General features: G+C 47.6%; 22 protein-coding genes. 3 read left to right on the top strand and 19 right to left on the bottom strand.

Going from position 1 to position 25045, the window contains the following annotated elements; genetic code table 11:
• Nucleotides 1–227: 227 nt before the first annotated feature.
• Nucleotides 228–1406: a serine hydrolase domain-containing protein gene (locus LN893_RS05045; RefSeq protein ID WP_229968711.1), complete on the bottom strand. Its 1179-nt coding sequence runs from the start codon at nucleotides 1404–1406 to the stop codon at nucleotides 228–230.
• A gap of 121 nt (nucleotides 1407–1527) precedes the next feature.
• Here LN893_RS05045 and LN893_RS05040 point away from each other — a divergent pair, with 121 nt between their 5' ends.
• Nucleotides 1528–2127 carry a DsbA family oxidoreductase gene (locus tag LN893_RS05040; RefSeq protein ID WP_229968710.1) on the top strand — a complete coding sequence of 200 codons (600 nt, stop codon included), beginning with the start codon at nucleotides 1528–1530 and terminating at the stop codon, nucleotides 2125–2127.
• A gap of 103 nt (nucleotides 2128–2230) precedes the next feature.
• On the opposite strand, the gene LN893_RS05035 is transcribed toward LN893_RS05040, so the two are convergent.
• The 16 genes from LN893_RS05035 to LN893_RS04960 form a co-directional block, all read right to left on the bottom strand.
• Nucleotides 2231–3010, bottom strand: a complete 780-nt coding sequence (locus LN893_RS05035) for a TerB family tellurite resistance protein (protein WP_229968709.1) — start codon at nucleotides 3008–3010, stop codon at nucleotides 2231–2233.
• Nucleotides 3011–3247: 237 nt separating this feature from the next.
• The gene (locus tag LN893_RS05030; RefSeq protein ID WP_229968708.1) at nucleotides 3248–3961 is read right to left on the bottom strand and encodes a pirin family protein; all 714 of its coding nucleotides are present in this window, start codon (nucleotides 3959–3961) and stop codon (nucleotides 3248–3250) included.
• 11 nt (nucleotides 3962–3972) lie between these two features.
• A complete protein-coding gene (locus LN893_RS05025) occupies nucleotides 3973–4569 on the bottom strand; it encodes a nitroreductase family protein (RefSeq protein WP_229968707.1) in 597 nt (198 codons plus the stop codon).
• Nucleotides 4570–4738: 169 nt separating this feature from the next.
• Nucleotides 4739–5191, bottom strand: coding sequence for a MarR family winged helix-turn-helix transcriptional regulator (locus tag LN893_RS05020; protein ID WP_229968706.1), 453 nt, complete (start codon nucleotides 5189–5191; stop codon nucleotides 4739–4741).
• A 511-nt stretch (nucleotides 5192–5702) separates the two neighbouring features.
• Entirely contained in the window at nucleotides 5703–6260 is a 558-nt protein-coding gene (locus LN893_RS05015) for an NUDIX hydrolase (protein ID WP_229968705.1), read from the bottom strand.
• A gap of 504 nt (nucleotides 6261–6764) precedes the next feature.
• A complete protein-coding gene (locus tag LN893_RS05010) occupies nucleotides 6765–7592 on the bottom strand; it encodes a TIGR04290 family methyltransferase (protein ID WP_229968704.1) in 828 nt (275 codons plus the stop codon).
• Between the two features lie 18 nt (nucleotides 7593–7610).
• Nucleotides 7611–7907 carry a hypothetical protein gene (locus tag LN893_RS05005; RefSeq protein ID WP_229968703.1) on the bottom strand — a complete coding sequence of 99 codons (297 nt, stop codon included), beginning with the start codon at nucleotides 7905–7907 and terminating at the stop codon, nucleotides 7611–7613.
• 182 nt (nucleotides 7908–8089) lie between these two features.
• Nucleotides 8090–9163, bottom strand: a complete 1074-nt coding sequence (locus LN893_RS05000; protein WP_229968702.1) for a CgeB family protein — start codon at nucleotides 9161–9163, stop codon at nucleotides 8090–8092.
• Complete coding sequence (locus LN893_RS04995; RefSeq protein ID WP_229968701.1) at nucleotides 9160–10266, bottom strand: CgeB family protein; 1107 nt, start codon at nucleotides 10264–10266, stop codon at nucleotides 9160–9162. Before LN893_RS04995 ends, LN893_RS05000 begins: the two co-directional genes overlap by 4 nt.
• Nucleotides 10256–11398, bottom strand: a complete 1143-nt coding sequence (locus LN893_RS04990) for a CgeB family protein (protein ID WP_229968700.1) — start codon at nucleotides 11396–11398, stop codon at nucleotides 10256–10258. The genes LN893_RS04995 and LN893_RS04990 overlap by 11 nt, the downstream gene beginning before the upstream one ends.
• A gap of 345 nt (nucleotides 11399–11743) precedes the next feature.
• A complete protein-coding gene (locus tag LN893_RS04985; protein ID WP_229968699.1) occupies nucleotides 11744–12844 on the bottom strand; it encodes a glycosyltransferase family 4 protein in 1101 nt (366 codons plus the stop codon).
• 3 nt (nucleotides 12845–12847) lie between these two features.
• Complete coding sequence (locus LN893_RS04980; RefSeq protein WP_229968698.1) at nucleotides 12848–13894, bottom strand: Gfo/Idh/MocA family protein; 1047 nt, start codon at nucleotides 13892–13894, stop codon at nucleotides 12848–12850.
• A gap of 3 nt (nucleotides 13895–13897) precedes the next feature.
• Entirely contained in the window at nucleotides 13898–14899 is a 1002-nt protein-coding gene (locus LN893_RS04975) for an MDR/zinc-dependent alcohol dehydrogenase-like family protein (protein WP_229968697.1), read from the bottom strand.
• Nucleotides 14899–16962, bottom strand: coding sequence for an NAD-dependent epimerase/dehydratase family protein (locus LN893_RS04970; RefSeq protein ID WP_229968696.1), 2064 nt, complete (start codon nucleotides 16960–16962; stop codon nucleotides 14899–14901). The genes LN893_RS04975 and LN893_RS04970 overlap by 1 nt, the downstream gene beginning before the upstream one ends.
• A gap of 38 nt (nucleotides 16963–17000) precedes the next feature.
• Nucleotides 17001–18119 (bottom strand): NAD-dependent epimerase/dehydratase family protein, encoded by a 1119-nt coding sequence (locus LN893_RS04965; protein ID WP_229968695.1) that lies wholly within the window; start codon nucleotides 18117–18119, stop codon nucleotides 17001–17003.
• A 20-nt stretch (nucleotides 18120–18139) separates the two neighbouring features.
• Entirely contained in the window at nucleotides 18140–18844 is a 705-nt protein-coding gene (locus tag LN893_RS04960) for an SDR family oxidoreductase (protein WP_229968694.1), read from the bottom strand.
• Between the two features lie 246 nt (nucleotides 18845–19090).
• Here LN893_RS04960 and LN893_RS04955 point away from each other — a divergent pair, with 246 nt between their 5' ends.
• Both LN893_RS04955 and LN893_RS04950 read left to right on the top strand, forming a co-directional pair.
• On the top strand, nucleotides 19091–19681 hold the full coding sequence (locus LN893_RS04955) for a GNAT family N-acetyltransferase (RefSeq protein WP_229968693.1): 591 nt from the start codon (nucleotides 19091–19093) through the stop codon (nucleotides 19679–19681).
• Nucleotides 19682–19868: 187 nt separating this feature from the next.
• Entirely contained in the window at nucleotides 19869–20468 is a 600-nt protein-coding gene (locus LN893_RS04950) for a histidine phosphatase family protein (RefSeq protein WP_229968692.1), read from the top strand.
• A gap of 126 nt (nucleotides 20469–20594) precedes the next feature.
• Here the strand turns inward: LN893_RS04950 and LN893_RS04945 are convergent, their stop codons facing one another.
• Both LN893_RS04945 and LN893_RS04940 read right to left on the bottom strand, forming a co-directional pair.
• A complete protein-coding gene (locus LN893_RS04945; RefSeq protein ID WP_229968691.1) occupies nucleotides 20595–22040 on the bottom strand; it encodes a RagB/SusD family nutrient uptake outer membrane protein in 1446 nt (481 codons plus the stop codon).
• An 18-nt stretch (nucleotides 22041–22058) separates the two neighbouring features.
• Nucleotides 22059–25001 carry a SusC/RagA family TonB-linked outer membrane protein gene (locus LN893_RS04940; protein WP_229968690.1) on the bottom strand — a complete coding sequence of 981 codons (2943 nt, stop codon included), beginning with the start codon at nucleotides 24999–25001 and terminating at the stop codon, nucleotides 22059–22061.
• Between the last annotated feature and the right edge of the window lie 44 nt (nucleotides 25002–25045).

Raw genomic sequence — 25045 nt, 5'->3', positions numbered from 1 at the left:
TATCTTCAGATTCGCACTTTCTTCTTTTAACAGGAGACAAAGCAAACTGAGCAGCCTTTGTTGGCCTCTGCGAGGCCGTGGAGTCGCATACACCACATTGTTACTAGTCACGTATCTGGAGGTTCGCAGCAGTGAGTTACGCATGAGAATCAATCCTTGACTTCAATAGAGACATAAAAAAAGGAGGTGCTTGTTTAAATCACCTCCTTCTTCATATCAACTTCTTCTTACTCCTTCACTGCCGCTAGCACTCGCTTTATCAGCTCATTTGGGTTACCGTTGTGCCAGCGCCACACTACCACGATGTCATGTTCAGGATCAATCCAAATAGTATTTTGACCCGCACCAAGGGCGGCATAACTTGTACGCGGTGCATCAGGCCAGGCTTTACCCTCGGTGTTTAGCCACCACAGGTAGCCGTAGTCAGGACCTACAGGACCATGCTCAGTTGTAGCTTCCTTTACCCACTCTTCCGATACAATTTGTTTATCGCGCCACTGGCCATTGCGCAGGAACAGGTAGCCGAAACGAGCTTCATCACGAGTGTTAATCCAAAGGCCGCCACCCCAGCGTGTACCGCCGCTAACAGAAGGCATTCTTCTGCCCTCCACTACTGCATAAGAGTTATCGTAAGGCACCCAGCGCCACGTATCCGAAGCATCAATTGGGTTCATTACCTCCTGCTTCAGCAGCTCTGGCAAAGGTCTACGCCACACACGCAGCAGCGATAAGGCAAGGCGATTTATGCGCACATCATTATACTCGTAATAGGTGCCTGGTTCCTGCAACGCACGTGGTTTTCGTTCGCCCCTGCCATATTCTTCCTTGCCTACAAAATCATGTTTTTTACCCCAGAGTTCTCCCTCCCACTCGCTTGTCTGCCGCGCATGGTGCTCCCAGGTCACTTTGCGGTTCTGCTCCGAATCGTACCCTCCGTCGTTGACATAGTTAGCAACGGGATCTTTTATGTCTTTGATAAAGCCACGGTCTACAGTAACACCCAATAAAGTAGAAAGAAAGCTTTTGGCTACACTATAAGTCGGATCGGCACGCTTGGTATCGCCCCATTCGGCCACAATGTAACCGTCTTTTAAGATGATGCCGTTAGTGCTGGCTCTCTCGGCAGGCAAAGGTCCAAGCATTTTACCAAAAATCTCCTCCTGCGTAGAAAAATCTTTAGGCATTTGGGTTGTTTCCTGCGTTTTGGCCCACTCCACCGCCTCCTGCAGTTTAGCCGCATCCATGCCTACCTGCGCTGGCTTTCTGGTTTTCCAATCATTGCCTTCGCCAGGGTAGTAAATTTTGGCAGTAGTTTGCTGACCTGTGCCACTGTTATGCTTTTGCTGCTGGCAAGAAAACAGCGTCAGCATAAGCACCAGTCCTAAAAAAGTATTCTTCTTTAACATCTGTGTACATCCGTTTAAAGTGCTGAAACTACAAAAAGAATGGCAAAAGCTGTAACACCATTTGCTATAAACTAACCCAAACAGGTTTATAGCTGTACTTATACATATAACATATGAAAACATGCTACAAATAAAAGTATATTCAGACTATGTGTGCCCCTATTGCTTTTTAGGAGAAGTGGTACTGGAGAGGGCACTGAAAGGAATGGAAGATAAAGTACAGATAGAGTGGATGCCTTTTGAGTTGAGGCCAGAACCAACACCAACGCTAAAACCAGAAGGAGACTATTTGCAAACTACCTGGCAAAACTCTGTGTACCCAATGGCAAAGGATTTAGATATTCCCATTGTTCTGCCTAAAGTTTCGCCACAGCCTTACACCCACTTGGCTTTTGAAGGCTACCAATATGCCAAAGAAAAGGGAAAGGGCGAAGCTTACACGCACCGCATGTTCACTGCTTTTTTTCAGGAGGAACAGGACATCGGAGAAATTGATGTGCTTACGAAACTGGCTAGAGAAGTTGGGCTAATTGAAGAGGAGTTCAGGCAGGTGATCGTGAGCAGAAAGTATAAGGAAACACACCAACAGGAGCTGCGCAAAGCTTACGAGGGTGTGGGCGTACAGGCAGTGCCCACTTTTATAGTAGGAAACAAAATAGTACGCGGTCTGCTACGGGAACCAGATCTTAGAGAACTGATAAAAAGAGAGACAGAGAGTTAGAAGGTTAGAGAGTTTAAGAGTTGAGGAGTTAGAAAGGAACATATGCATAAAGCAAACCTTCTAACTTTTTAACTCACAAACTCTCTAATTCACTAACTTTTTCTCACCAGCGTCGGCCACCACCGAACAGGCCGCCCAGTAAGCTGCCAAGTCCGCCGCCACCCATTCTTCGGTAGCCACGTCTTCCGTTAAGGCCCCCTAATATAGAAACCATAGAGCCCAGGCCACCACCGCTGCGGTACATGCCGCCGCCCATCATGCCACCACCTAAAAGACCACCGAGCAAACCGCCGCCCATGCCGCCCATCATCCCGCGTCTGCGGCCACCGCTCAGCATATTTGCTATCACGATTGGGGCTACTATACCTAACATGCCTTTTACCATACCAGGTGATATTCCTGCTTTTTGAAACATATCGCCAAAGCCGCTTTTGTTCATAAAAGACTGTGAGGCTGGGTCTTCGCCCCGCTGCTGTGCCTCATCTGCTTTGTTTACAAACTGATCGAGCAGGCTAAACTGCTGCTGATCCACACCCAGGTAAGCAGACATTTCCTTTATTTTTTGCTGTTCTTCGGCAGAGTACTCACCGTCTGCTTTGGCAAAACTGATGATGTCTGTAACAAAAGAAAAGCGCAGTTGGCTTCCTTTCAGTACATCCAGGCACTTCTGCACACTTATCTGCGAGGGGTTCTTTGCCACATGGATCACCTCCTGCTGCACGTTTTCGGGTAAATCTGCTGCTTCAGCCATTAGGCTAAGAAACTCCAGTTCCTCATCAGAGGCGTGTCCGTCGGCAGAGGCCACAGTAGCCAATGCTCCGAGGTAAGCTCCTTTTTCTTCTATTGTATAGTCTTTAAGTAAATGCGTTTGTTCCTGTTCCATAACTCTGCTTTTGTTTGTATTGCTTTAACGTAGTGGTGCTAAGGCAGGTTGATATCGATGCATGCTGCTTCTATCTTTAAATAGTAAGAGTGATACGTCTAGAGAAAAGCCACTGCCTTTGTTTCCAACTTCCCCTCCTTATTAAGGGGAATTTATTTTGGTATTAATCTTCGCTAAAACAGCAACGGCCCTGGCAGAAATGATCTGTCAGGGCCGTTGCTGTGCTTTTATACTTTATTACTTCATCGGAACTTCCATCAACAGAAGCTCAGCATCTTCACTTGCTTTTATATTGAAGCTGTCGGTTTCCGAAATTCCCAAACCATCACGTCTGCCCAGCTTTTCACCGTCTATCTCTACCTCCCCTTCCAGCACAAAGGCATAAACACCGTTGCCATTCTTGTGGAGTTTATAGTCTTCTGAAAAACCACCTTTTAAAGTCCCTAGCGTGAACCAGGCATCTTGGTTTATCCAGACAGCATCGCTGCCCTTTTCTGGAGATACTACAGTTTGTAATTTATTCTGCCGATCTTCAGGGTTGAAAGTCTTTTGCTCGTAGCGCGGCTTAATTTCACGCTCTTTCGGAAATACCCATATCTGCAAAAACTTCACCTTTTCTTCTTTCGAATGGTTGTACTCGGAATGCGTTAGGCCAGTACCTGCCGACATAATCTGCACATCGTTGGTATAGATTACTTTGCGGTTTCCTGTGCTGTCCTGGTGCTCCAGGGCACCAGAGAGCGGAACAGAAACGATCTCCATGTTATCGTGCGGGTGGGCACCAAAGCCCATACCTGCCGCAACTTCATCGTCGTTCAGCACGCGCAGCAGCCCGAAGCTCATTCGTTCTGGGTTGTAGTAACCAGCAAAACTAAAACTGTGATATGAATTTAGCCAGCCATGGTTCGCATGACCACGGGTATCGGCTTTGTGAATTACTTTCTTGCTCATTTCTTTGTATCTTATTTTTCCTGCCAAACACCTTCGTGTACCAGTTCCTCCAGCGGTTTGCGGGTACGTGGTGCCAATTCTCTTGCTTTCAACTGTTCAGGCAGCTGCTCAGGATCTCCAATATGCCCGATAGCCAGCATGGTAACAGGCTCGTAACCTGCTGGTATGCCCAACACCTCTCTTGCCTTTGTAGCGCTGTAACCACCCATCATATGAGCATGCAGTCCTAATTCTGTAGCCTGAAGTACTAGGTTAGCAGTTGCCAAACCTATGTCGTGCCAGGCATGCGAGTTAGGGGCGTTATTGCCGCTATAGTTCGTTTTAGCTACCGTCAGCATCAGCACAGGAGCATCTTTAGCCCAAACCTGGTTCGGTTCTGCCAGGCAACTCAGCAACCTGTTGTATGCTTCCTCATTTTCTTTGGTGGCATAAATAAAGCGCCAAGGCTGCTCGTTCATGGCCGATGCCGCCCAACGTGCCGCCTCAAAAAGCGTCTGTAGTTCCTCTTGTGTAACAGGTTCTGCGCTAAAAGCTCTCGGACTTTTGCGCTGTGCTATCAAGGAATTGATAGCCACTTCTGCTATAATATGTTTATTCTGATCTCCCATTATTTTATGTTTTTAAACCCTTGCTACTCAATCTATACCTTTTGTACCTATTCAGCTGCTATTGTGTTATCTTTCAGCTTTTGCTATACTTAATAAATCCACATTCTGAAATAAAAGAGCAATCTATTGTTTTTACTTATATTGTCTATACAACAGTTAGGTGAAAATTTTATTCTCGCATGCTATCTAATATGTCATTAAACTGATCAGCTTTTTCTTCTGATAGGTTCTTAAACAGCGACACTTCTAGGTCAGCCATAAGCGGATCAATTGTTTCCAGCAACTCCAACCCTTTCTCGGTAATGGCAATCTCCACTTTGCGCCTGTTATGCTCACAAAGCTCCCGCGTTACCAGCCCTTTCAGGCGCAACTTCTCCACCAGCCTCGTCGCATTAGACATCTTATTCAGCATGCGCTCCTGAATCTCGTATAGGTTGATGAGCTTACCCTGCTGCCCACGCAAAATGCGTAACACATTGTACTGCTGCGAAGAGATATCATACGGCTTTAGAAGCCCATCGATACGCGCCACCAGCCATTCTCCCGTAAACATTAGGTTCAGAGACGCCTTCTGGTAGGCATTCCTGAATTTATTCATCTTAATCTCTTCTTCTAGTCTCATAGCTGTTGCGTTGCCAACTATTGTATATACAACAAAGGTAGAGTAAAAGTTTCGCTTTAGCCAGTTTCTCATAAGTTTATTTTGGGAGGATGTTGTAAAAGCTTAAGCCCTTGTCATGGTTCTCACCAATAATAGAAATGGTAACTAGTGAGGTAATGTCTGCTACACTTGATTATGAATGCCAACGCCAAATGCGCTGTATTAAAAAGCAAAGCAGATGGACTAATGTTAGCGGCATTGCCACCTGAACGGCTATTATGCTTGTTAGTGGGAATACTCAACAAGGGCAAAGGAAGTTACTTTAGTGACTGCTCTATGATAGAAATACGCGAATGCCAAAGAATCTTAGATCAAGCTAGTCGTTCTTTCGGACATCCATCTCGGAAAGCATTCTGCTGGGGACATCTTTCGTTTAATGCTTGCACAAGCGGACATGGATGTCAGTGTCAGCAACAGTTAAGTTCTGGATATGGATGTTGAGAACAGCATCAGACATTAGTTGAGGCAACACCTACTTCCCCAGCTTTTTAAGAGCTAGCAAGCAAAGGGCTACGGAGCCAGAAACATTAACTTTTCCGCTTAACACCAGCTCCTCCACCTCATTCAGCGGCACCTTCAGCACTTCTATACTTTCTGATTCATCCAAGTCCTGCTCTGCTACTTTACGCACGTTGCGGGCCAGGAAGAAGTATATTTTGTTTGTGTCTTTGGTAGGATTATCAATTACCTCCAGCACTGGCTCCACCTCGTCTGAAGTATAGCCAGTCTCTTCCAGCAGTTCCCTTTTAGCCGCCTCAACGGGTACGTCTTCGCCTTCGTCAATCACACCGCCAGGCAATTCTATAAAGACACCGCCAGCTGCGTGTTTGTACTGCCGCACAAAGATGACATGACTATCTTCGGTCAGCGGAAAAGTAAGTACTACGTTCGGACGCACGCTCACATAGTAATCGTCCAGTATCATGCCATTCGGCAGTTCCACCTCATCCCGACGTAGCTTGTACCACTTCTCGTTAAATACCAGTTCCGATTTCAGTACTTTCCAATGTTGATCTTTATTTTCAGACATATTTTTAGACATAGGATACAGGACGTAAGACACAGGATTTTATAAAACGACACACAAGTAGCACGACTATTCCCTTACTTGTGCAAAGTAAAGCTATGAAAAGTATATATCCACCTTTATACTACAAAGTATAAAGCATTTGCCAAGTGCACAACTTGACGATTCGATGTTTGAGCGTCTTTGTTCTTTTGTACTCCCCTCCTTTTTTCAAGGAGGGGTGCCGCAGGCGGGGTGGTTAATCTCATCAAGCAGAAAAGTAAGGCCCAGCTGGCAAGGCCAAAACCCAGCAGTAAGTATAGTTAATGAAGGGTATTATAAATTTTATTAAGAGTAAGAATCAAAGCTGTCACTCGACCGCAGGCAAAACCTTAAATAACATCAAATGATTGAATAAAACAGATCTCTCCTATTGTCGAGATGACATAAAAGGTAAATTATAGCTTAAAAGCTATTGGTGAAAACATACAACAGCGGCGAGGATTTATACCTACCAGCTTTTCCCTCCTACTTTTTCTCTTTCGCCCCAACCATATACTCATTCTTCCCCTCTACTTTGGCTTTCACTGCCTCCTGCCAATCCTGGCCTGTAGCAGACAAGTACTCCGACTGATTCCATTGCTGGTGTTGGCGCAGGTCTTCATCCACTTGCAGGATGTACAGTTCGTGACCTGGCTGTTCTGTTACCCTAAAGCCACAGGAGCGCATCATGGCTTCGATGCCCGCGCGGTTGGGGGCCCACCAGTTGGTTATGTCGCCTGCCATGCGCTTTTCAATGAAAGCCATCTTAGGCCAGCTTTCTTCCTGCATGCGCTGGCGGTCGTTGATTTCAAAATCTTCTGGCGCATCTACCGCTTCATCACCTGGCATGGTCAGTGTCTGGAACACCATCAGGTTGCGGGCTTTCTGGGAAAGGATATCCAGGGAGAGCAACGGGTAGCGCAGGTGGTAGAGTACACCCATGTACCAAATCAAATCAAACTGGCGGTCGAGGCGAGCTAAATCGTATACCTGCATCTGCATCAACTCAATTTTATCTTCCAGCCCAAATTGCTTAGCGGCCCACTCGGCTTGCTTCAGGTAGTGCGGGTCTATATCTATACCCAATACGTTGGCACCGCGTTTAGCCAGTTCTAAAGAGTAAAAGCCTGCATTGCAACCAATATCCAGCACTTCCCAACCCGACAGATCAGCAGGAATATGCGGTTCCAGTTCTTTCCATTTAAAAGCAGGAAAATCGCCTAAGAAATGATTTGGAGATGTCTGCTCTCCATTAGGCAAGTGTAAATTATGAAACCAAGGTCCTAGCTGTTCTATCTCCTGCTGTGTATCCATTAAGATCTGTAAATTAATCTACTTCAAAAATCTAATTACTTTTGCCTTTACTACAAGTTTATCTCCTGAATCGTTAGGGCGTTTCACTTCTACATCCGTAAAAATGATGCCATCGCCTCCCACTTCCTTTGCTTTCGCTATCATGGAACTCTTCAACTCCTCTTCCTCATACCTAAGAATTATGTCGTGCGTCATTCTGCCTATCACTCTGAACTGGTTCGGCACATCCATCTCGTCGTAATATACCTCTACACTACTGACAGTTGCAGCATAAGTTTCGCCCAGGTAGAAAATATCTGGTTTACTCGAAAACATGGGAGGTACTGTAGCACAGGAAGAAAACGCGATGCAGCATAGCAGCAGCATACAAATTCTTATGAGTTGCTTTCTTATCATACTGCCTGTGTTCAATATAAACTGCTAAGTATTGGGGTAACAAATATCAAAAGTCATGTGTCTTGTGTCTTGTGTCGTGATACTTGTGTCGCTAAAACCAACTATGCTTTCATGGTAAAGTCCAGCAGCTGCGAAGTATACAGCTCCACCTCTTGTGCCCGATGCGCCGCCGTGTGTGCCGACAACACCTTCTGCCTTGCCCGTTCACCAATGGCTTTACGCTCAGTCTCACTCATCTCGCGGAGGTAACGCAGTGTGTCTTCTGCCGAGTAAGAAACCAGTATTTCGGAATCGAACTTAAAGAAACTATCTAGGCCTTCCCAGTAATCCGAAATGATAGGCGTACCACAGGCCGCTGCCTCAAATAGGCGCACACTCGGCGAATAACCTGCCCTGATCATGTCGGCACGGGTGATGTTCTGCGTGAAACGCTGGCTATTGTAGAACTTACGGTGCTCCGCTGGCGGCAAATGGTGTATGTGCTGTGTGTTGGCAGGCCAGCTTATACTTTCGGGGTACTGCGGACCAGCCACCACAAACTTACCCGCTGACCACTGGCGGGCAGCATCCAGCATCAGCTTCTCCAGCGGCGGCTGACGGTCATCAGAATACGTACCGAGGTAGCCTAAATCCCATTGCATTTCTGTTTCCTCAGGGAAGTATAGCTCAGGATCGAAGGCACAGTAAAGCGGCCGCGCCATCATGGATCCGTACTTTTGTTCCAGCAGCTCCAATGTAAGCCCGCCTGTAAACGACAGGTATAAATCGTACTTAGAAATAAGTTTTGGATGGAGGTATTCAAAATCCTCGCGCTCCAGTTTTGCCAGCGTAACAGGTGTATCAATATCGTAAAAGGCTTTTACGCCCTGCGCTGTTTGGATTACCCACTCTCCTACCGCTACTCCTTCTGGTACGTAGGAACCTACTATCACCAAATCAGCCTCGCGCACCTGCTCGGTAAAACGCTGCAGATCCTGTAAGGAAGTATAGAGCTCTGTCTGGCAGTACGGCGGGTTCGGCAGGTCGCGGCTGTTGGCGTACCACGGCACATCCCGCTCCAGAAACAGCACCTCATGCCCCCTGTTTTTCAGCTCACGCACCAGCCCACGGAAGGTGGTGGCGTGGCCGTTACCCCAACTCGATGTGATCGATAAACCAAGTATAACTATGTTCATGCCAGTGCCTCGTCTTGTTGTTTTACTTTAGCGTACAGCAGCGTTTCGAGTTGCTCCGCACGGTGGTTATAAGTATGGGCGGCGAGCACTTTTTTGTAGGCTGCCTCGCCAATTGCTTTTGCTTTTTCTTCGGATAAATCAGATAGGATAGCGGCTACTTCTGCTCCGTTTTTAGCTACCAGAATTTCTGCATCAGGTTCAAAAAAGAAGTCGATGCCTTCCCAGTAGTCCGTAATGATACAAGCTCCTGCGCCAGCTGCCTCGAACACACGAGTGGCAGGCGAGAAACCGTAACGCGCCATGCTCTCACGGCTGATGTTCAGCACCGCTTTCGGCGTGCAGTTAAAGGCGTTGTGGTCTTTGGTATAAACATGACCAATGTACTTCACATTTTCGCTCATGTGCTTATCACCCCAGCCACTGCCCCCGATCATGAACGTTTTATCAGGTGTTGCTGCAGCAGGATTTAGGAAGAATTCTTCTACACGTGCTTCGCGGTCTGGCAGGCGGTTGCCAAGGAAGGCCAGATCACACACAAAACGTTCTTCTGCTTCTACAGGAAAGTGTGTGGCTGTATCCAACGCATTGTATATAGGCACACATTTCTTCGCTCCCAAGGCCTCATAGGCGTTTATCACAGGATTGCCGCCGCCATAGGTCAAAATCATGTCGTATTGCGGAATCAGTTGCAGGAACTGGTCGTCTTTGTTATGATGTACACGATCCAGGGTGGCAGGCGCATCTACATCCCAGAACACCACCAGGCGCTCATCGGTCTGCAGTTTCAGCACCTCACGCTCCAGCAGCTCGTCAAACACCCCTACACCGCTTGCTTTTACCACGATATCGGCATTAGCCGCATCTTTCAGGCATTTGTAGGCGGCTTCTTCGGTGGCTTCATACACTACTACGGTTGCGTAATCAGGGTCGGGCATGTCGCGATTTTGCTGGCGGTCGTAAGCATCGGGCTCGTAAAACGTAACCTGGTGCCCTCGCTCGTGCAGCGCACGCACAATACCACGGTAATAGGTGGCGGCACCGTTCCAGTAAGCCGATACCAGGCTGGAGCCGAAAAAGGCGATGTTCAGTTTCTTATGCTTCATGTAAGGATTGTTCTTTCGGGGTGACATAGATTTTAGAGGAAGCGATGCCTAGCTCTTCGCATACTTTCTCCAGTTCGTTTACACGATGGGCGCAGGTATGGCGGCTCTGGATAGTACTTAACCCAGCTCGCGCCACTTCACCAGCTTTCAGATCGTCGGTTAATATCGTTTGCAAGTGCTGTTTCATCTCCTCACCGTTGCGGGCCACTAAAAAGTCTTTGCCTGGAGTGAACAAGTTTTCAGCATCATCCCAAGGCGAAGAAATCAACGGAATGCCGCAGGCCAGCGCCTCAAATGGACGAATGGTAGGTATACCTGGCAACGCCTCGACATAAGGCCTTCGCGGCACGTGCACCGTTACTTTATACTTGGCAAATTCTTCAGCGGCTTTATAGTTTGGTAGCCAGCCACCATATTCTATACCAGCATCAGCCAGGGCTTTACGGGCATGCTCAGGGTAGCGTACACCGTAAATCTTCGCCTTCAGCCCCAGTTCTTTTACAGGGTTGATAAGGAATTCGTGCAGTTCGGCTGTGCGTTCTTCGTCGCCCCAGTTCCCGATCCAAACCAAGTCGCCCGCCAGCTCTTTCTTTTCGTGCGGATAAAAAACGGAAGTATCAGCGGCCTCGTGCCAGGTCCAGGCTTTGCTCGTCCAGCCTTCCTGCAAGTATAAATCGCGGATCACCTGCCCGAAAGCCAACACGCCGTCGTAGTGCGTGAGGTCGTACTTGGCCATACTTTCGCGCTCGGTTACGGCACGGTGGTGGGTGTCGTGGAAAAGCAGTTTATACTTGCCGCCGTTCGCTCTGTGCTCCCCTACCCGCTTCACCAGTTCATGTTCGCTCCACTCGTGCACCAGCACCAGGTCAGCATCTTTTAAAACGACATCTAAATCAAGTTCTTTCAAGGTATAAAAATTGGTTTTTATACCTGGGTAATAAGCCTGCAGCTCCTCCAGTTTTTCTTCTCCGTAGCCTTCTACTAGATTTTGCAGGCTCCAGCCATTCTTTGGCTCATACACTTCTACCTGGTGCCCCCGCTTTTCCAGTTCCCGCACCACGCCGCGTAAAAAATGGGCATTGCCATGGTTCCAGTCAGAAAGTATAGAGTGGTAGAAAAGGGTGATGTTCATAGTTTGATGTTAGTTTTATTTTGAAAGGACACAAGTATCAAGACACTAGACTTAAGACTTTTAACTTTGTTGTTCTTAATTTACAAATCTGAATAACGTACTTATTCCTGTTCAATCTGATTACTAAATACCGCTGCCGTTGTTGTGTCTTCTGACCAACAACTCCAGTTAGTTTGAATGCATGAATGCCTTTGCCATAGCTAGTGAAATGGGGTTGTTGGTGAGAACACGCAACAACGGCGAAGGCAGTTTACTATATGCTGATCTACTTACTCCCTCTTATCCACGACTTTGCCACTGGATCACCTATTTGCATTCAGTCATTCAAAATTCAGTTATTCAAAATTAAACACTGACCGTTTGCCTGAGCAACTGGCGGTACACGTGGTCATAGTCCTGGCCCATAGGGTCGGAAGTATAACCGTGGGAGCGTTTGATGGCCCGCATGGCCATGATGTTCAGGGCAAATTCATCCTGAATTAAGTTGTTGATGGTGTCTCGCAAATCATCGGCACTATTCGGATCAACATACTTGGCGGCGTTACCCCAAATCTCTACCAGGCTCTCTGCTTTACCAACTACCAAAGCACAACCCGACATAGCTGCTTCCAGAATGGTGAGGCCAAAGGGTTCATACTTGGCTGGCAAAGCGTAAATAGAGGCTCTTGATAGCCGTTCTGAAACTTCTTTCTCAGAAAGCTTGCCCAGGAAATGAACATTCTCCAGTTCAATAGTTTCGCCAGTAGCAGGGTGCTTGCTGTCGCCAGCAATATATACAGGCCAAGACAGATCGGAAGCAATATGTGCCAGCATCGAAATGTTTTTGGCTTCGTCCCACACACGGCCCATGCTGAAGATGAACGGTTCTTTTTTACCGAACTGGAAACCGTACTGGCCACGGCCATTGTAAATAACAGTGCTCGCTTTAAAAGGTCCGTAAAAGTTTTCGGCCTGGTGCAGCATAGCCTGTGTAGGTGCTATTACCATATCGGCAGCCTGCAAACCTTTTGTCACAGCTTCTTTATACTTGTCCCACGCCTTCGGAGCCTCTTCGCCTTTCACAGCACGCCACCACGACATGACGCAGGAATGCACCACCACGATCACAGGCACACCCCAATCTAGGTTACCGTGCGCCATGCCGTTCAGGTGTACCAGGTCAGGTTGCACTTCATCCTTTAAATGCATCAGCCATTGGCTCGCCTGCTCCACGTCTTCCCATGGGTTCTCCATCCACTCCAGTTTATAGTTGCTTTCGTAAATGGTGAGGTTGCTCATGTCTTCCGTTTGCCTGCGTTGGTCCTCGCTTAAGGGTGCACCCATGGTAGCCAGGGCTACTTTCGTACCGAATGGCACCAGGGCGCGCACCAGCTCCATGGCGTAAGTCCAGACACCGCCAACGGTATCTGCTGTCATTAAAATCTTTGCTGGGTGATGTGCTTCCATATTTTATCTTCCGTAAATCTTGTCTAAAACTTCTGCTACTTTCACAAACTCTTCCGCCTCCTCATTGAAGCCTTCACCCTTTGCCAAGCGTTCTGCCCAGGCCACACCCGCTCTGCCAGACCATTCATCTGGCGGTGAGCTCAGTCGCTCCGACTTGGTGCCATAGTAACGCTCCGCCACAAAATCGTAGAACGAGCCGTTTACATTCTTCAACGCCACGCCGCCCTCTGTACCGTAAAAAGTGGCGCTGATGATAGCCTCCTGCCCCGCTGGCAAATTCCAGGAGCAGCTCAGTTGTATATTAGTGCCTGTCTCCAGGGCGATGCTGGCCGTGGCATAATCTTCTACCTTACCCTCTGCCATGCTAATAGGTTTTCCTTTTGAGTATAAGTGGCTGTTCACCTCTTTTACTGCAGGGAAGTTCATCGTCCACAGCGCCAGGTCTACCAGGTGTACGCCCAAGTCAATCACACAGCCACCACCCGATAACTTAGGCTCATAGAACCACGCCTTATCAGGACCATAGGCATTGTGGAAAACCAACTCGATGGCATAAATCTGCCCCAGTTCGCCGCTCTGTACCACTTTGTATACCTGCTGCATCGCCTCGGTGTAACGGTACGAAAGGTCTACGCCCAGCAGTTTATTTTGCTTGCGGGCAGCGTCTACCACACGTCTGGTTTCCTCGGCGTTACGGCCAAGCGGTTTTTGGCAGAAAACAGATTTTCCAGCTTCCAGGGCTAATGTACTTTGCTCAGCATGAAAAGCACTCGGGGTGGCAATCACAACACCATCCACCTCTGGCGCATGAATCATGGCTTCCAGCGAACCAACTTGTTTTGCGTTAGGAGCACTTTTAAGCGCTTCTTCGGCATTTTGAGGAGCTGTATCGGAGACATAAGCTACTTCCCCTGCATTGTTATTGGCGATCACCTCCATGCGGTTACGGCCAATCCAGCCAACGCCCAAAAAGCCAAGCTTTGGCTTAGCGGAAGTAGATGAAGAAGAAGCTATAGTTTCGCTTTTATTTTCGAGTATCGTGTCTTGCATAACTTAGTTGTAGGTTATAAGCGCTTTTACAAATCCGTCGGGGCGGTTGGTCAGGTTATCAAAGGCTTCCTGTATGTTCTCCAAAGTATACGTATGGGTATAAAGCGGCTCAGGATTGATAATTCCTTTCTCCACAGCTTCTACGGCGGCTCTTATGCCTTTGATGTATTCCTGCGGATCGCGTTCGTGGGCATTGATTACATCCAGGCCACGCCAGTTCCACAACTGCACGTTTACCTGGCGCATGCCATCCTGATGGAAACCAGCGATGATGAGTTTACCGCGTTCTTTTGTAAGCTCACCAGACAAGTTCAACGGCCATTCTTTGCCCGTGCACTCAATCACGCGGTCGCAGAAGTTTCCGTTCGTCAGGTCGCTTACTTTCTGAATGATTTGGTAATGATCGTCCATGGCAATTACTTCATCGGCACCGCACTCTTTGGCCATATCCAGAGAGAATTCTCTTTTAGAGATAGCGATAACACGTGCACCTGCATGTTTGGCCAGTTGCACGAGCAGCGCTCCTAAAAAGCCAATCCCAAGTATAGCCACCGTCTGCCCTTCGGAAATATCGCTGCGCTTGAAGATATTCATGGCACAACCGAGCGGCTCGCCAGGGAAAGGTTTGCCCGCCAAAGCAGCAGGCAGTTTCACTACTTTATCGGCATCGGCCACATCAAACTCGGCATACGAATGATAAGAAAGCGCCGCCACACGGTCGCCAACTTTTACGTTGTCCACACCTTCGCCTACGGCTTCTACCACGCCCCAGCCTTCGTGACCAGGGTTGCCAGCCTCTACGGGGTAGCTAAACCACTCACGGCCTTCCCATACAGGGATATTAGATGCGCAAAGTCCGCAGCCTTCTAGCTTCAGGCGCACCTGCCCCGCTTCTGGTTCTGGCAGGGCTATAGTCTGTACTTCTACTGTTTTAGGAGTTGTAATAACAGCGGCTCGCATGGTAGTGGCCGTTGTTTTTTTCTCAGTTATAAGGGTGTCTTGCATTAGGCTAAAGCTGCTTTTTTTACAGGTTCTTCTCTTTCTGATGATAGTTTTAGAATGACAGGCGCTTTGAGTCCGCGGCTTTCGCACAGCCACTGGTATAGTTTGGCTACCCCCTGCTGCACGTTGTGCTTCGGATACCAGCCTGTAGCCTCCTGGAACTTGCGCGTATCAGACACATAATAATGCTGATCGCCTGGTCGCCAGTCGCCGAAGCTGAGCGGAATTTCCTCGCCACGGTATTTGCCAATCGTTTTCAATAGCTCTAAAAGGCTCACAGTATTTTCAGGACCGCCGCCAATGTTAAAGGCCTGGCCCGATATCTCTGCCATGTGCTCCTGTGCCAGCAGGAAAGCATCCACCAAATCCTCTACAAAAAGGATATCGCGCACCTGCTTGCCGTCACCGTAGATATTTACAGGCTTGCCTTCAATGGCTCTGATGGCAAAGTGCGCCACCCAACCCTGGTCTTCGTTGCCGTACTGGTGCGGACCGTAGATGCAGCTCATACGGAACACCGTCATCGGCAGGTTATAGGTACGGGCATAGTCGATCACATACTGGTCTGCAGCGCCTTTCGAGCAACCGTATGGGCTATGGAAATCCAACGGACGTTTTTCGCTGATACCGTTCTCCTTGATATTTTCGTCGGCTGGGTAGTAACGGGAGCCGTTGGAGATAAACTTCAGGTCTTCGAGGCCTCCGTATACTTTGTTAGTAGAGGTAAACACGAGCGGCGGTGGATTGTCCTGCTCCCGTATCGCCTCCAGCACGTTTATGATACCGCGTGCATTTATTTCGAAATCGTTGATCGGAAAATCCAACGAAGTGGTAACGGCTACCTGTGCAGCAAAGTGGAAAACTTCATTGGCGTTCTTCATCACCTTGCGCACCGACTGCAGATCACGGATATCGCCTACGTGTACTTCCAGCTTATCGCCGTAGGTATCGCAAAGCCACTGCAGGTTGCGCTCCACGCCGTCGCGGGAAAGACTATCGAACACCATGACGCGTTTACCTTCTTCCAGCAGTCGCTTCGCCAGGTTGGTACCCACGAAACCAGCTCCACCAGTGATCAAAGTATAAGGCTCTGCGGAAACAGCGGTATCAGAAGTGCATTTCACATGCTGCAAGTTCTCCAGTTCCTGCACACCATACTTGGCCCATAGCCTGTACAGCAGCTTTGGTGTTCCATCTGCCTTTCTCAATCCGAAATGATATTCACGGTCGTCGAGGTGAAAACCAGCTACCGTTGGCAAAGACGAATCCAGGTCGCGCAACCCGTACCAGTACAGTCTGTCCACATCGGCCTGCATGGCCAGCTTAAACTCCTGCACCTGCTTAAACTCGTCATGTTGCCAGGTAGAGAAGCCCGCTTCCGTAATCCATAGTTCAGCTTTGCAGTCAAACTTATCCATAACAGCTCTTACCGACAGCACTTTCTCTTCCCATCCGTCCCATTGCTGGTCGAACACGTAAGGGAAACCGTGCATGCCAATGGCATTGATGTACTGCATCACGCCATGCTCAAACATGACGTGCAGCCAGTTCGGGTCTATGGGGCTCATGCCGCCCAACAACGTTTTCTTGCCGCGCTGCTGGCACCAGTAAGCGGCACCACCTATCATTTCGGCAAACTTGTTCCAGCCATAGTCCAGCGTAAAGTCGTACTCCACCTGGTTGTTCGGCTCGTTCCAAAGCTCCACCCACTCAAAATGCTCTCCAAGGTCAGTTATAAAAACATCCAGGAAATCGGCATAGGCTTTTCTGTCTTTCGGCGGAGAAGAAGTTCTTGGTTTTTCGCCGATGGAAGGCGGCGTGTAGAGAAAACAAGGCAGTACCGTTACTTCTTTCGCCAGCGTAGGAATCAACCAGTTATACCAGTCTTTACCTCCTTCGGTGTAGTAGTCAGCCCAGGATACACCTGTGCGTAGGTCTGTTACGCCCAACTCTTTCAGCTCTGCCAGCGTCTGCTTCACGTGCTCGTATTCGCCAGGTCGGAACCACTCCACTATACCGATGGTCGGTACTGCTTTTCGGTTCTCTATAGATTTTTCTATACTCATTGTGTAAAATTCTTTAGAATGTAGAAGTAAATCTGGGCTTATACTGTCAGCCCGCGTGCGGCCAGTTCTGCGCTGGCTTCATTTACTCTGTCGTATGCAATCTGTCCTTCCAGCCAGTTTGCTAATTCCTCTAGTCCGCTGTTAAACTCAACCTGCGGATAGAAACCGAGTTTTTCTTTTGCCTTTGTGATGTCGGCATAGCAATGGCGGATATCGCCTACCCTGTATTTGCCTGTTATCTCAGGCAGCAAGTGCGTTTTATCCATCACGGTGGCCAGTCTTTCGCCAATCTCGCGGATGGTATAGTTGTTACCGCTTCCTACGTTAAATACTTCGCCGTTGGCCTCTTCTTTCTCCATCGCAAGGCGGCAAGCTAACGCCACATCGCGCACATGCACGAAGTCGCGCTGCTGGTGTCCATCTTCGAAAATCATCGGAGAATTGTTATTCAACAGTCTGGAGGCAAAGATGGCCAGCACACCAGTGTATGGGTTCGAAAGCGCCTGGCGTGTGCCGTACACGTTAAAGAAGCGCATCGCCACTGTTGGAATATTATAGGCACGGCCCACCATTAGGCAAAGGCGCTCCTGGTCGTATTTAGAAAGTGCGTATACCGAAGAAAGGCAAGGTGTTTTGGTTTCGGGTGTAGCTATTGGCTGCAGTTGCTGGCCCTGCGCATCGTACAGTTCCCAGTCAGCTGCTTTCAGCTGCTCCAGGCCACGTTCGTTTACAACTGTCATCTCTCCAGCAGGATTTTTATACATGCCCTCTCCGTAGATGCTCATGCTGCTAGCTACCACTAGTTTCTTTACAGGGTTCTTGATGAGCGCCTCCAGCAATACCGCTGTACCTATGTTATTTACATCGGTATACTCTTTAATTTCATACATGCTTTGGCCTACGCCTACCATGGCGGCAAAATGGAACACGGCATCCACACCTTCCAGCGCACGTGCCACGTCCTCTGGGTTGCGCACATCGCCAATCATCAGCTCCACGTCTTCGTGCAGGTAGTCAGGCCGTACGCAATCTTTCCCATGCACCTGCTCACTTAGGTTATCCAGCGCCCTTACTTCATATCCCTGGCTCAGCAGTTCATCGGCTAAATGCGACCCGATAAACCCAGCTCCACCTGTAATCAGAATTTTCTGTTTCATAGTTTTAGTTAAGTATTTGATTAAAAAGGCTGAGCTGTAGGCCGTATGGTGATATTTCCTACCGAAACCCCCTGCGCTCTGCTTATGGCATACAGCACGGCATCTGCCACCTCCTCTGGGGAGATCGCGCCATACCCTATGTCCTCAGCCGTATGGAATCCTGAAACTGTATTGTTAAAAAAGTTCGTATCTGTTACTCCTGGCGCCACCACCGTTACCCGTAACTTAGGCAACGTTTCTTGCCGAAGCGTTTCGGCCACCACCTCCAGCGCCGCTTTGGTAGCTGCATACACACCACCGTAGGGGTAAGCGTGCTTCGCTGACACCGACGACACAAACACCACATCGCCGAAGCCTGCCTCCAGCATAGCTGGCGTAAAGGCACGCACCAGGCGCAATGCTCCCAAAAAGTTGGTTTGGATAATCTCATGCCACTTCTCAGGGTCTCCCTCTGTCAGCTTCTCATGAATACCACGGCCAGCGCTACAAACCAAAATGTCGGGTGCTCCCATGTTATCGTGCACTTGCTTGTAAAGTGCATCTACATCGGTACCAGAAGAAACATCACATAAAAAGGAAAGGGTGCTATCAGTGCTGTCCTTAAGGGGAGAAATATCTGCAACCGCTGTTTTAGCTCCAGCGGCAGACAATTTGCCTGCAATAGCCTGGCCTATGCCCGAGCTTCCTCCAGAAATCAATGCTTTTCGTCCCTTAACTTCAGTCACAAGTGTATATAAAGTACATTAACGGTATAAAAAAATATACCTATTTTGAATTGCTTTGTATGAACGTAGGAGAGGCAAACAGGGTTGTAGATGCTGCTGATTTGCTATATAAAAATCACCTAATTTTATCTGTAGCAGGCTTTTCTGGTGTTAAAACTTTATCCTTTGGCTTCCTTCTTATGACCTATGTGTAAACACATTTATATTTACCAGTAAATGTCCTATTCCTGAACCCTGACCCGTGCTATGGATTTAACACAAAACATCATCTTACAAGACAACCTAGTGCTGCTTCGCCCTTTTGAAGCTTCAGATGTTGAAGAACTTTCGAGCATCGTGTACGATGAAGATACCTGGCGGTTTACAACTAACCGCATCTCTACTCCCTCTGAGCTCGAAGATTGGGCCGCTGCTGCACTAAAGGATCGGCAAAGCAATCGCCGCTACACCTTTGTGATTGTGGATAAAGCTACGGGCAAAATTGCAGGCAGCACCAGCTACGGCAACATTTCGGTGCCCGACAAGCGACTGGAAATTGGCTGGACCTGGCTGAGCAAAGACTATCGGGGCAGCGGCCTGAACAGGCACTGCAAATTTTTGCTCCTGCAGTATGCTTTCGAGGTTTTGCAGTTTGAACGGGTAGAACTGAAGACAGACATACTGAACCTGCGCTCTCGCAAAGCCATGCAGAAGATTGGAGCCACAGAAGAAGGTGTCTTACGGAGCCACACTTTGATGCACGATGGCCGCCGCCGCGACACCATCTTCTACAGCATTCTAAAATCTGAGTGGCCGAATATCAAAAAGCATGTGTTTCAGGATCTGGAGCAAAACTAACTTACAGCTTTCTGCTGAATCATGCGTGTTACAGTTGCTAAAAGACGCTCATAATGTCTTTTAGCAACCGTAAGCATCTGCACCAACAGCTGTTCCTTCGTAGCAGGCAAGACGCCGCGAGGTCTGTTCCGTTAGCAATCTAATCAGACAAGCACTACGTACAAACTATAAAACAAGCAGCTATACTTTGGATAAACAACCTACGTCATCTGCCACTTCTCCGCCACGTATTTTTCTGATTCGCCACGCCCGTCCATTAGCTAACAAGAAAGGCTTTTTTAGCGCGTCTGATGCGCAACAATTCATTGTTGACTACGATGCTGCTGCTGTGGAAGAGTTTATTTTAGAAAACGAAGCCATACCTTTCAAAGAAATCAGGAAAGTATACTGTAGCACCCTTAACCGCTCCCAACTCACGGCTAAAGCTATTTTTGGTGATGGAATTGAAATGGTAAAAGACCATAGTTTCAGGGAGTTTGAGCGCAGAATCTTTTCGTTCCCCCTTCTAAAATTGCCTGTAAAATTGTGGTTAGTTAGTGCCAGGCTGCTTTGGTTTTTGGGCTTTAACAGCAAAGACATTGAAACGTTTAAGCAAGCCAGGCAAAGAGCCAAAGCAGGAGCCGTTATACTAGCAGCAGAGGCAACAGAAAATAAAGTTGCGGTACTGGTAGCACATGGCTTGCTGAACAAATTTATAGAGCGGGAGCTGCGAAAGATGGGGTGGCAACTAACACTTAACGGCGGAAGAGGGTTTGTAAGTGTCAACGTACTTTCAAGAGAAGTTTAAGTTATTCTCTTTTCTCCTATATCATATACATTGAAAAAGAAGTAGAGCGCTGTACAAAAAAAGCCGCAGGTATGTAAGTACCTGCGGCTGCTAATTTATCTATGGTTTGCTTTTTTAAGCAACTCCTTAGTTATAACCAGGAGTTTGTTGGTCTGCTATGTTCGGGTTAGCATCTATTTCGCCCTGCGGAATTGGCCACACCCACTCAATAGCATCAGGAGAAACGCTTAGGTTAGTAGAAGCCAAATCGCTGTCTGTACGCGTTAAAGTACGGGTAGTTCTTTTCAGATCGAAGAACCTGTGGCCTTCGCCTACCAGCTCTTTACGTCTTTCCAGAGCAATGGCATCTAGCAAAGCCTGGCCCGACAAGTTAACTGGAGTATAACCAACAATTCTTGCTGCTCTTAACTCATTTAAGTCAGCTAAGCCTAAAGCTTCCTTACCAGCTTGCCTGGCTCTGGCTTCTGCACGAATCAAGTACATCTCGCCTGTTCTAAACACTTTCCAATCCACGAGATTGTCTTCTGCCGAACCACGTCCTATAAACTTACTGAGGATGTTTCGGCTGTTGCCTGAAAGAGATCTGGTAGAAAAATAGGTACCATATCGAATATCATCTCCCATGTCATAAGATTCTAACAGCGGCGTGGCAGGCCTTGCTCGGTTTCGGTTAGAGGGAGCATTGAAAACACTACTAGCAGGACTACCTTCACCTGCGTTGAAAGATACAGCCCAGATAACTTCTTCTGTAGAGGCGTCTCCCCAAATAGCCTGGAAATCATCCATATCAGCTAAAGGCATCTGCTCTATCACCATGGTCGCATAGCTTTCCGCAGCAGCATATTCTTCAGCATATAAATTTACACGTGCTAAAATAGCCTGTACTGTCAGCTGGTCGATATAGGCTCTGTTGCTGGTGTTAATCTCCTGATCAACGTCACCTAATAGAGTCTCCGCCTCTTCTAAATCTCTAAAGATATTGTCGTAAGTTTCTTCCACCGTTAATCTACGCGGCATATCGTTGATATCGACAATCGTTTTGTAAGGAACTCCTAGAGCTGTCGAATTTCTTTCAAACTCCACGCCCCAGTACCGCAGCAAATCGAAATGCACCATACCTCTAATGGCCAAAGCCTGTCCTTTAATGCGGTTTACACGCTCAGGATCGGTTTCGGAAAACTGCTCTATGTTGCGTAGCACCAGGTTTGCCTGCCCTATAACAGAATAAGCAGCTATCCAAGAAGCCGCAACGTCGGCATCATCGGTAGAGTACTCTAAGTTGATTTGATTTTGCCAGTTGGCTAAGTCCTCTGCCGTTTGCACCAGGTTATCACTCATCAAATCGGGCAGCACAGACCAGGCGCCGGTTGTTTGGCCGCCGTTTCCGAAGTAACCTACCTGTCTGAAAAGGGAATAAGCACCAGTTAGAGCAAGTTCATAATCATTAAGAGAGGTAAATATCTGTGAGCCGTCCTCTGCAAACTCTGGCCCCACTTCAATTACACTTTCGCAGGCAGGAAGAGCCAAAGCGCAGCTTAGTCCTATACCTAATATTATTTTATTGATTTTCATTTCTAGAGATTAAGTTTTTTACAAACCGACATTCAGACCAAATGTAACTGTGCGAAGCGCAGGATACTGAGCACCTGTTAAAGATACCCCTGCAATTTCTGGATCCCAGCCTCTGAAATCAGTCCAGGTTACCAGGTTCTGACCTTGAACAAATACACGCAGGCTGTTTAGTTTTATAGCGCTAACCAATCTGGTCGGTAAAGTATAAGAAAGATTCAGGTTACGAAGCCTTAAGAAGTTGCCGTCTTCTACAAAACGTGTTGTTGCGCTTCTGTAGCGATTACCTGCTCTAGGCACATTGGTAATATCACCAGGCTGCTGCCACTCATTCAGCAACTCTACACTCATGTTGTCATAGAAGTAGGCTGGATTGGTAACGTTGTTAAGGTCGTTGTTGTAAACTGTGTTTCCGCGCTGGAAACTAAAGAAGGCGTTTAATTCTAAGCCTTTGAAGTTTATGGCAGAACCAAAACCACCAAAGAACGGCACCTCGGCAGATCCTACAATAACACGATTGCTTGGATCGTAAGTCTCAGTAAGTTCACCGTCCAAAGTTCTATACAAGGCATTGCCGTTATCAGGATTTACACCTGCAAAAGGAACAACGTAAATAGAATTCATAGACTCTCCCTCGCGCGTGATGATCACACCCTCAATGATATCATTGTCGCCTTCACCTACCAATTGCTTAACCTCGTTCTGGTTACGGGTTAGATTCACATTAGCAGTCCAGGTAAAGTTTTCAGTTGCAATAATGTCACCGTCCAGGAAAAATTCGAAACCTCTGTTTTGTAACTCGCCTATGTTTGATGTTAACTCAGAATAACCAGTAGTTCTGGACAGCTGTCTGTTCAGGAACAGGTCTGTTGTAAGCGAGTTATAATATTCTACAGTAGCTCTCAGTCTACCGTTAAGCGTGGCAAACTCTAAACCTGTGTTAAAGATATTCTTTCTCTCCCACTGCAAATCTGGGTTGGCCAATTGAGTTTGCGCCAAGCCAAACACACCGTTATAGATAGCACGGCCGTATAATTCTCTTGACTCAAAGCTGCCTATACCTGCCTGGTTACCAGATGAGCCATAGCTAACTTTGAATTTAAGTTGGTTGAACACATCTGTAAGCCCTTCCATGAAAGCTTCGTCAGAAACAATCCAGCTAAAGCCAACAGAACCGAAGTTAGCATAGCGTCTGTTAGCACCGAAACGGGAAGAACCATCACGGCGGGCACCTAAAGTAAGATAGTAACGGTCTCTGAAACCATAGTTGATGTTTGTGAAGTAAGAAAGCAATGCATTTTCGACACCGCCGCCGCCAACAGAAGGTATGAAACCATTGGTAGCGTTACCTGGTGTTATACCTGCCTCGTTCTGAAAAGGACCACCCAGCCCGTAACCAGTAAAGCTAAAGTTTCTGCCGTTGCTGCTCACAATCTCATTGAACAACGCAACTGTTAATGTATGCTCTGTGCCAAAGTCTTTGGAATAAGAGGCTGATGTTGTTCCAGTATAACGGAAGTCTCTGGAATAGCCACGTCCGAAGCTACCTGAACCACCAGTAGAAAACTGGCCAGAATAAGTAGTTGGGTTCACAAAAGAGGTTGTCTCATTCGATCTGAAATCACCACCCCAGCTTGTTCTAAGCACTAAGCCTGGCAAGAACGGAGCATCGTAAGAAACATAAACGTTACCAACACCCTTAATTTGCTTTCTTAAATTGCTGTTTTCCAGAAGCTCCTGCAATGCATTAGGTTGACCAGAGTAAATCTGGGTATAGTTTCCATCCGCGTCATAAGGAGTTTCGTAAGGGTTGGTCCAGTTTATGGCGTTAAGTGGTGTGGCTATACCAGTGTTGTTCTCGCTGGTGTTTGTAAAATCAGAAACCCCTACAGTAGAGTTGATACCGAAAGTAAAATTGCCTGCATTTGTCTCTATGTTTGCTCTACCTGTATAACGCTCTAGCCCCGTGTTCTGTACTGTACCAGTCTGGTCGAAAACTGACCCAGAAAGGTAGAAGGTAGTTTTACCAGCACCACCAGAAGCACTTACTGTGTGGTTAGCAGTACGGCCAGTCTGGAAAAACACATCGCCCCAATCTGTATCAATCTGTCTTAATCTTGCTAAGTCATCAGCATCCCATCTATAAGGGTTGCCTCTCATAAGTTCGTAGTCCAGCTTTTGGTTTGAGTTCATCAACTCTATTCCGCTTTCTGGTGCCTTAGAGAAACCGTACTGTACGTTGTAGTTGAAACGTGTTTTACCGGCAGCTCCCTTTTTAGACGTAATAACGATTACACCGTTAGCACCTCTGGAACCATACACCGATGTTGCCGCTGCATCTTTCAGAATGTTAAAGCTAGCAAAGTCAGCTGGGTTAAGAGAGGCAAAATCGTTAGCAGAGATTTGGATACCATCTAACACATAAAGCGGCTCGTTTGAACCTAGAATAGATCCGCGTCCACGGATAAGGATGTTTGCAGCTGCACCAGGCTGACCAGAGTTTGCCTGCACTAGTATACCTGGGGCTTTGCCCTGCAGCGCCTGGTCAAAAGAACCAAGCGGCACCATAGCTACTTCCTCTGCTTCTACTACAGCTATAGAACCAGCTGTTTCTCTTCTGGTTTGGGTAGTGTAGCCTGTCACCACCACTTCATTTAACTGCTGGTTGTCAGGGCTCAAGGTTACATTTACAGTACTTCTGCCGCCTACAGCAACTTCCTGAGTGGCCATACCTATAAACTTGAACACAAGGGTAGCATTGTCGTTAGGAACAGTAATCGTGTAGCCCCCGTCTATGCCAGTGTTGGTTCCCGTTGAGGTTCCTTTAATGGCAACAGATACACCTGGCAGCCCTTCGCCAGTGCCCTGTTCGGTTACCCTACCCGAAACTGTTCTACTTTGGGCCATCGCCTGCTGTAGCAAGCACAGCACAAGAGCCATGCTCAATAGTAATAGTTTTCTCATGTTAGATTAGTTTAATTTAAATGGGTAAAAAGTGTGTAGCTGGC

It is taken from the genome of Pontibacter harenae, assembly GCF_020907245.1.
Classification (GTDB): domain Bacteria; phylum Bacteroidota; class Bacteroidia; order Cytophagales; family Hymenobacteraceae; genus Pontibacter; species Pontibacter harenae.
This window is presented reverse-complemented; position numbering and strand designations above follow the sequence as displayed.

What these genes read in the sequence shown, in the direction of transcription:
- LN893_RS05045 (WP_229968711.1), bottom strand. Translation starts at nt 1,406, where the DNA reads ATGTTAAAGAAGAATACTTTTTTAGGACTGGTGCTTATGCTGACGCTG.
- LN893_RS05040 (WP_229968710.1), top strand. Translation starts at nt 1,528, where the DNA reads ATGCTACAAATAAAAGTATATTCAGACTATGTGTGCCCCTATTGCTTT.
- LN893_RS05035 (WP_229968709.1), bottom strand. Translation starts at nt 3,010, where the DNA reads ATGGAACAGGAACAAACGCATTTACTTAAAGACTATACAATAGAAGAA.
- LN893_RS05030 (WP_229968708.1), bottom strand. Translation starts at nt 3,961, where the DNA reads ATGAGCAAGAAAGTAATTCACAAAGCCGATACCCGTGGTCATGCGAAC.
- LN893_RS05025 (WP_229968707.1), bottom strand. Translation starts at nt 4,569, where the DNA reads ATGGGAGATCAGAATAAACATATTATAGCAGAAGTGGCTATCAATTCC.
- LN893_RS05020 (WP_229968706.1), bottom strand. Translation starts at nt 5,191, where the DNA reads ATGAGACTAGAAGAAGAGATTAAGATGAATAAATTCAGGAATGCCTAC.
- LN893_RS05015 (WP_229968705.1), bottom strand. Translation starts at nt 6,260, where the DNA reads ATGTCTGAAAATAAAGATCAACATTGGAAAGTACTGAAATCGGAACTG.
- LN893_RS05010 (WP_229968704.1), bottom strand. Translation starts at nt 7,592, where the DNA reads ATGGATACACAGCAGGAGATAGAACAGCTAGGACCTTGGTTTCATAAT.
- LN893_RS05005 (WP_229968703.1), bottom strand. Translation starts at nt 7,907, where the DNA reads ATGTTTTCGAGTAAACCAGATATTTTCTACCTGGGCGAAACTTATGCT.
- LN893_RS05000 (WP_229968702.1), bottom strand. Translation starts at nt 9,163, where the DNA reads ATGAACATAGTTATACTTGGTTTATCGATCACATCGAGTTGGGGTAAC.
- LN893_RS04995 (WP_229968701.1), bottom strand. Translation starts at nt 10,266, where the DNA reads ATGAAGCATAAGAAACTGAACATCGCCTTTTTCGGCTCCAGCCTGGTA.
- LN893_RS04990 (WP_229968700.1), bottom strand. Translation starts at nt 11,398, where the DNA reads ATGAACATCACCCTTTTCTACCACTCTATACTTTCTGACTGGAACCAT.
- LN893_RS04985 (WP_229968699.1), bottom strand. Translation starts at nt 12,844, where the DNA reads ATGGAAGCACATCACCCAGCAAAGATTTTAATGACAGCAGATACCGTT.
- LN893_RS04980 (WP_229968698.1), bottom strand. Translation starts at nt 13,894, where the DNA reads ATGCAAGACACGATACTCGAAAATAAAAGCGAAACTATAGCTTCTTCT.
- LN893_RS04975 (WP_229968697.1), bottom strand. Translation starts at nt 14,899, where the DNA reads ATGCAAGACACCCTTATAACTGAGAAAAAAACAACGGCCACTACCATG.
- LN893_RS04970 (WP_229968696.1), bottom strand. Translation starts at nt 16,962, where the DNA reads ATGAGTATAGAAAAATCTATAGAGAACCGAAAAGCAGTACCGACCATC.
- LN893_RS04965 (WP_229968695.1), bottom strand. Translation starts at nt 18,119, where the DNA reads ATGAAACAGAAAATTCTGATTACAGGTGGAGCTGGGTTTATCGGGTCG.
- LN893_RS04955 (WP_229968693.1), top strand. Translation starts at nt 19,091, where the DNA reads ATGGATTTAACACAAAACATCATCTTACAAGACAACCTAGTGCTGCTT.
- LN893_RS04945 (WP_229968691.1), bottom strand. Translation starts at nt 22,040, where the DNA reads ATGAAAATCAATAAAATAATATTAGGTATAGGACTAAGCTGCGCTTTG.
- LN893_RS04940 (WP_229968690.1), bottom strand. Translation starts at nt 25,001, where the DNA reads ATGAGAAAACTATTACTATTGAGCATGGCTCTTGTGCTGTGCTTGCTA.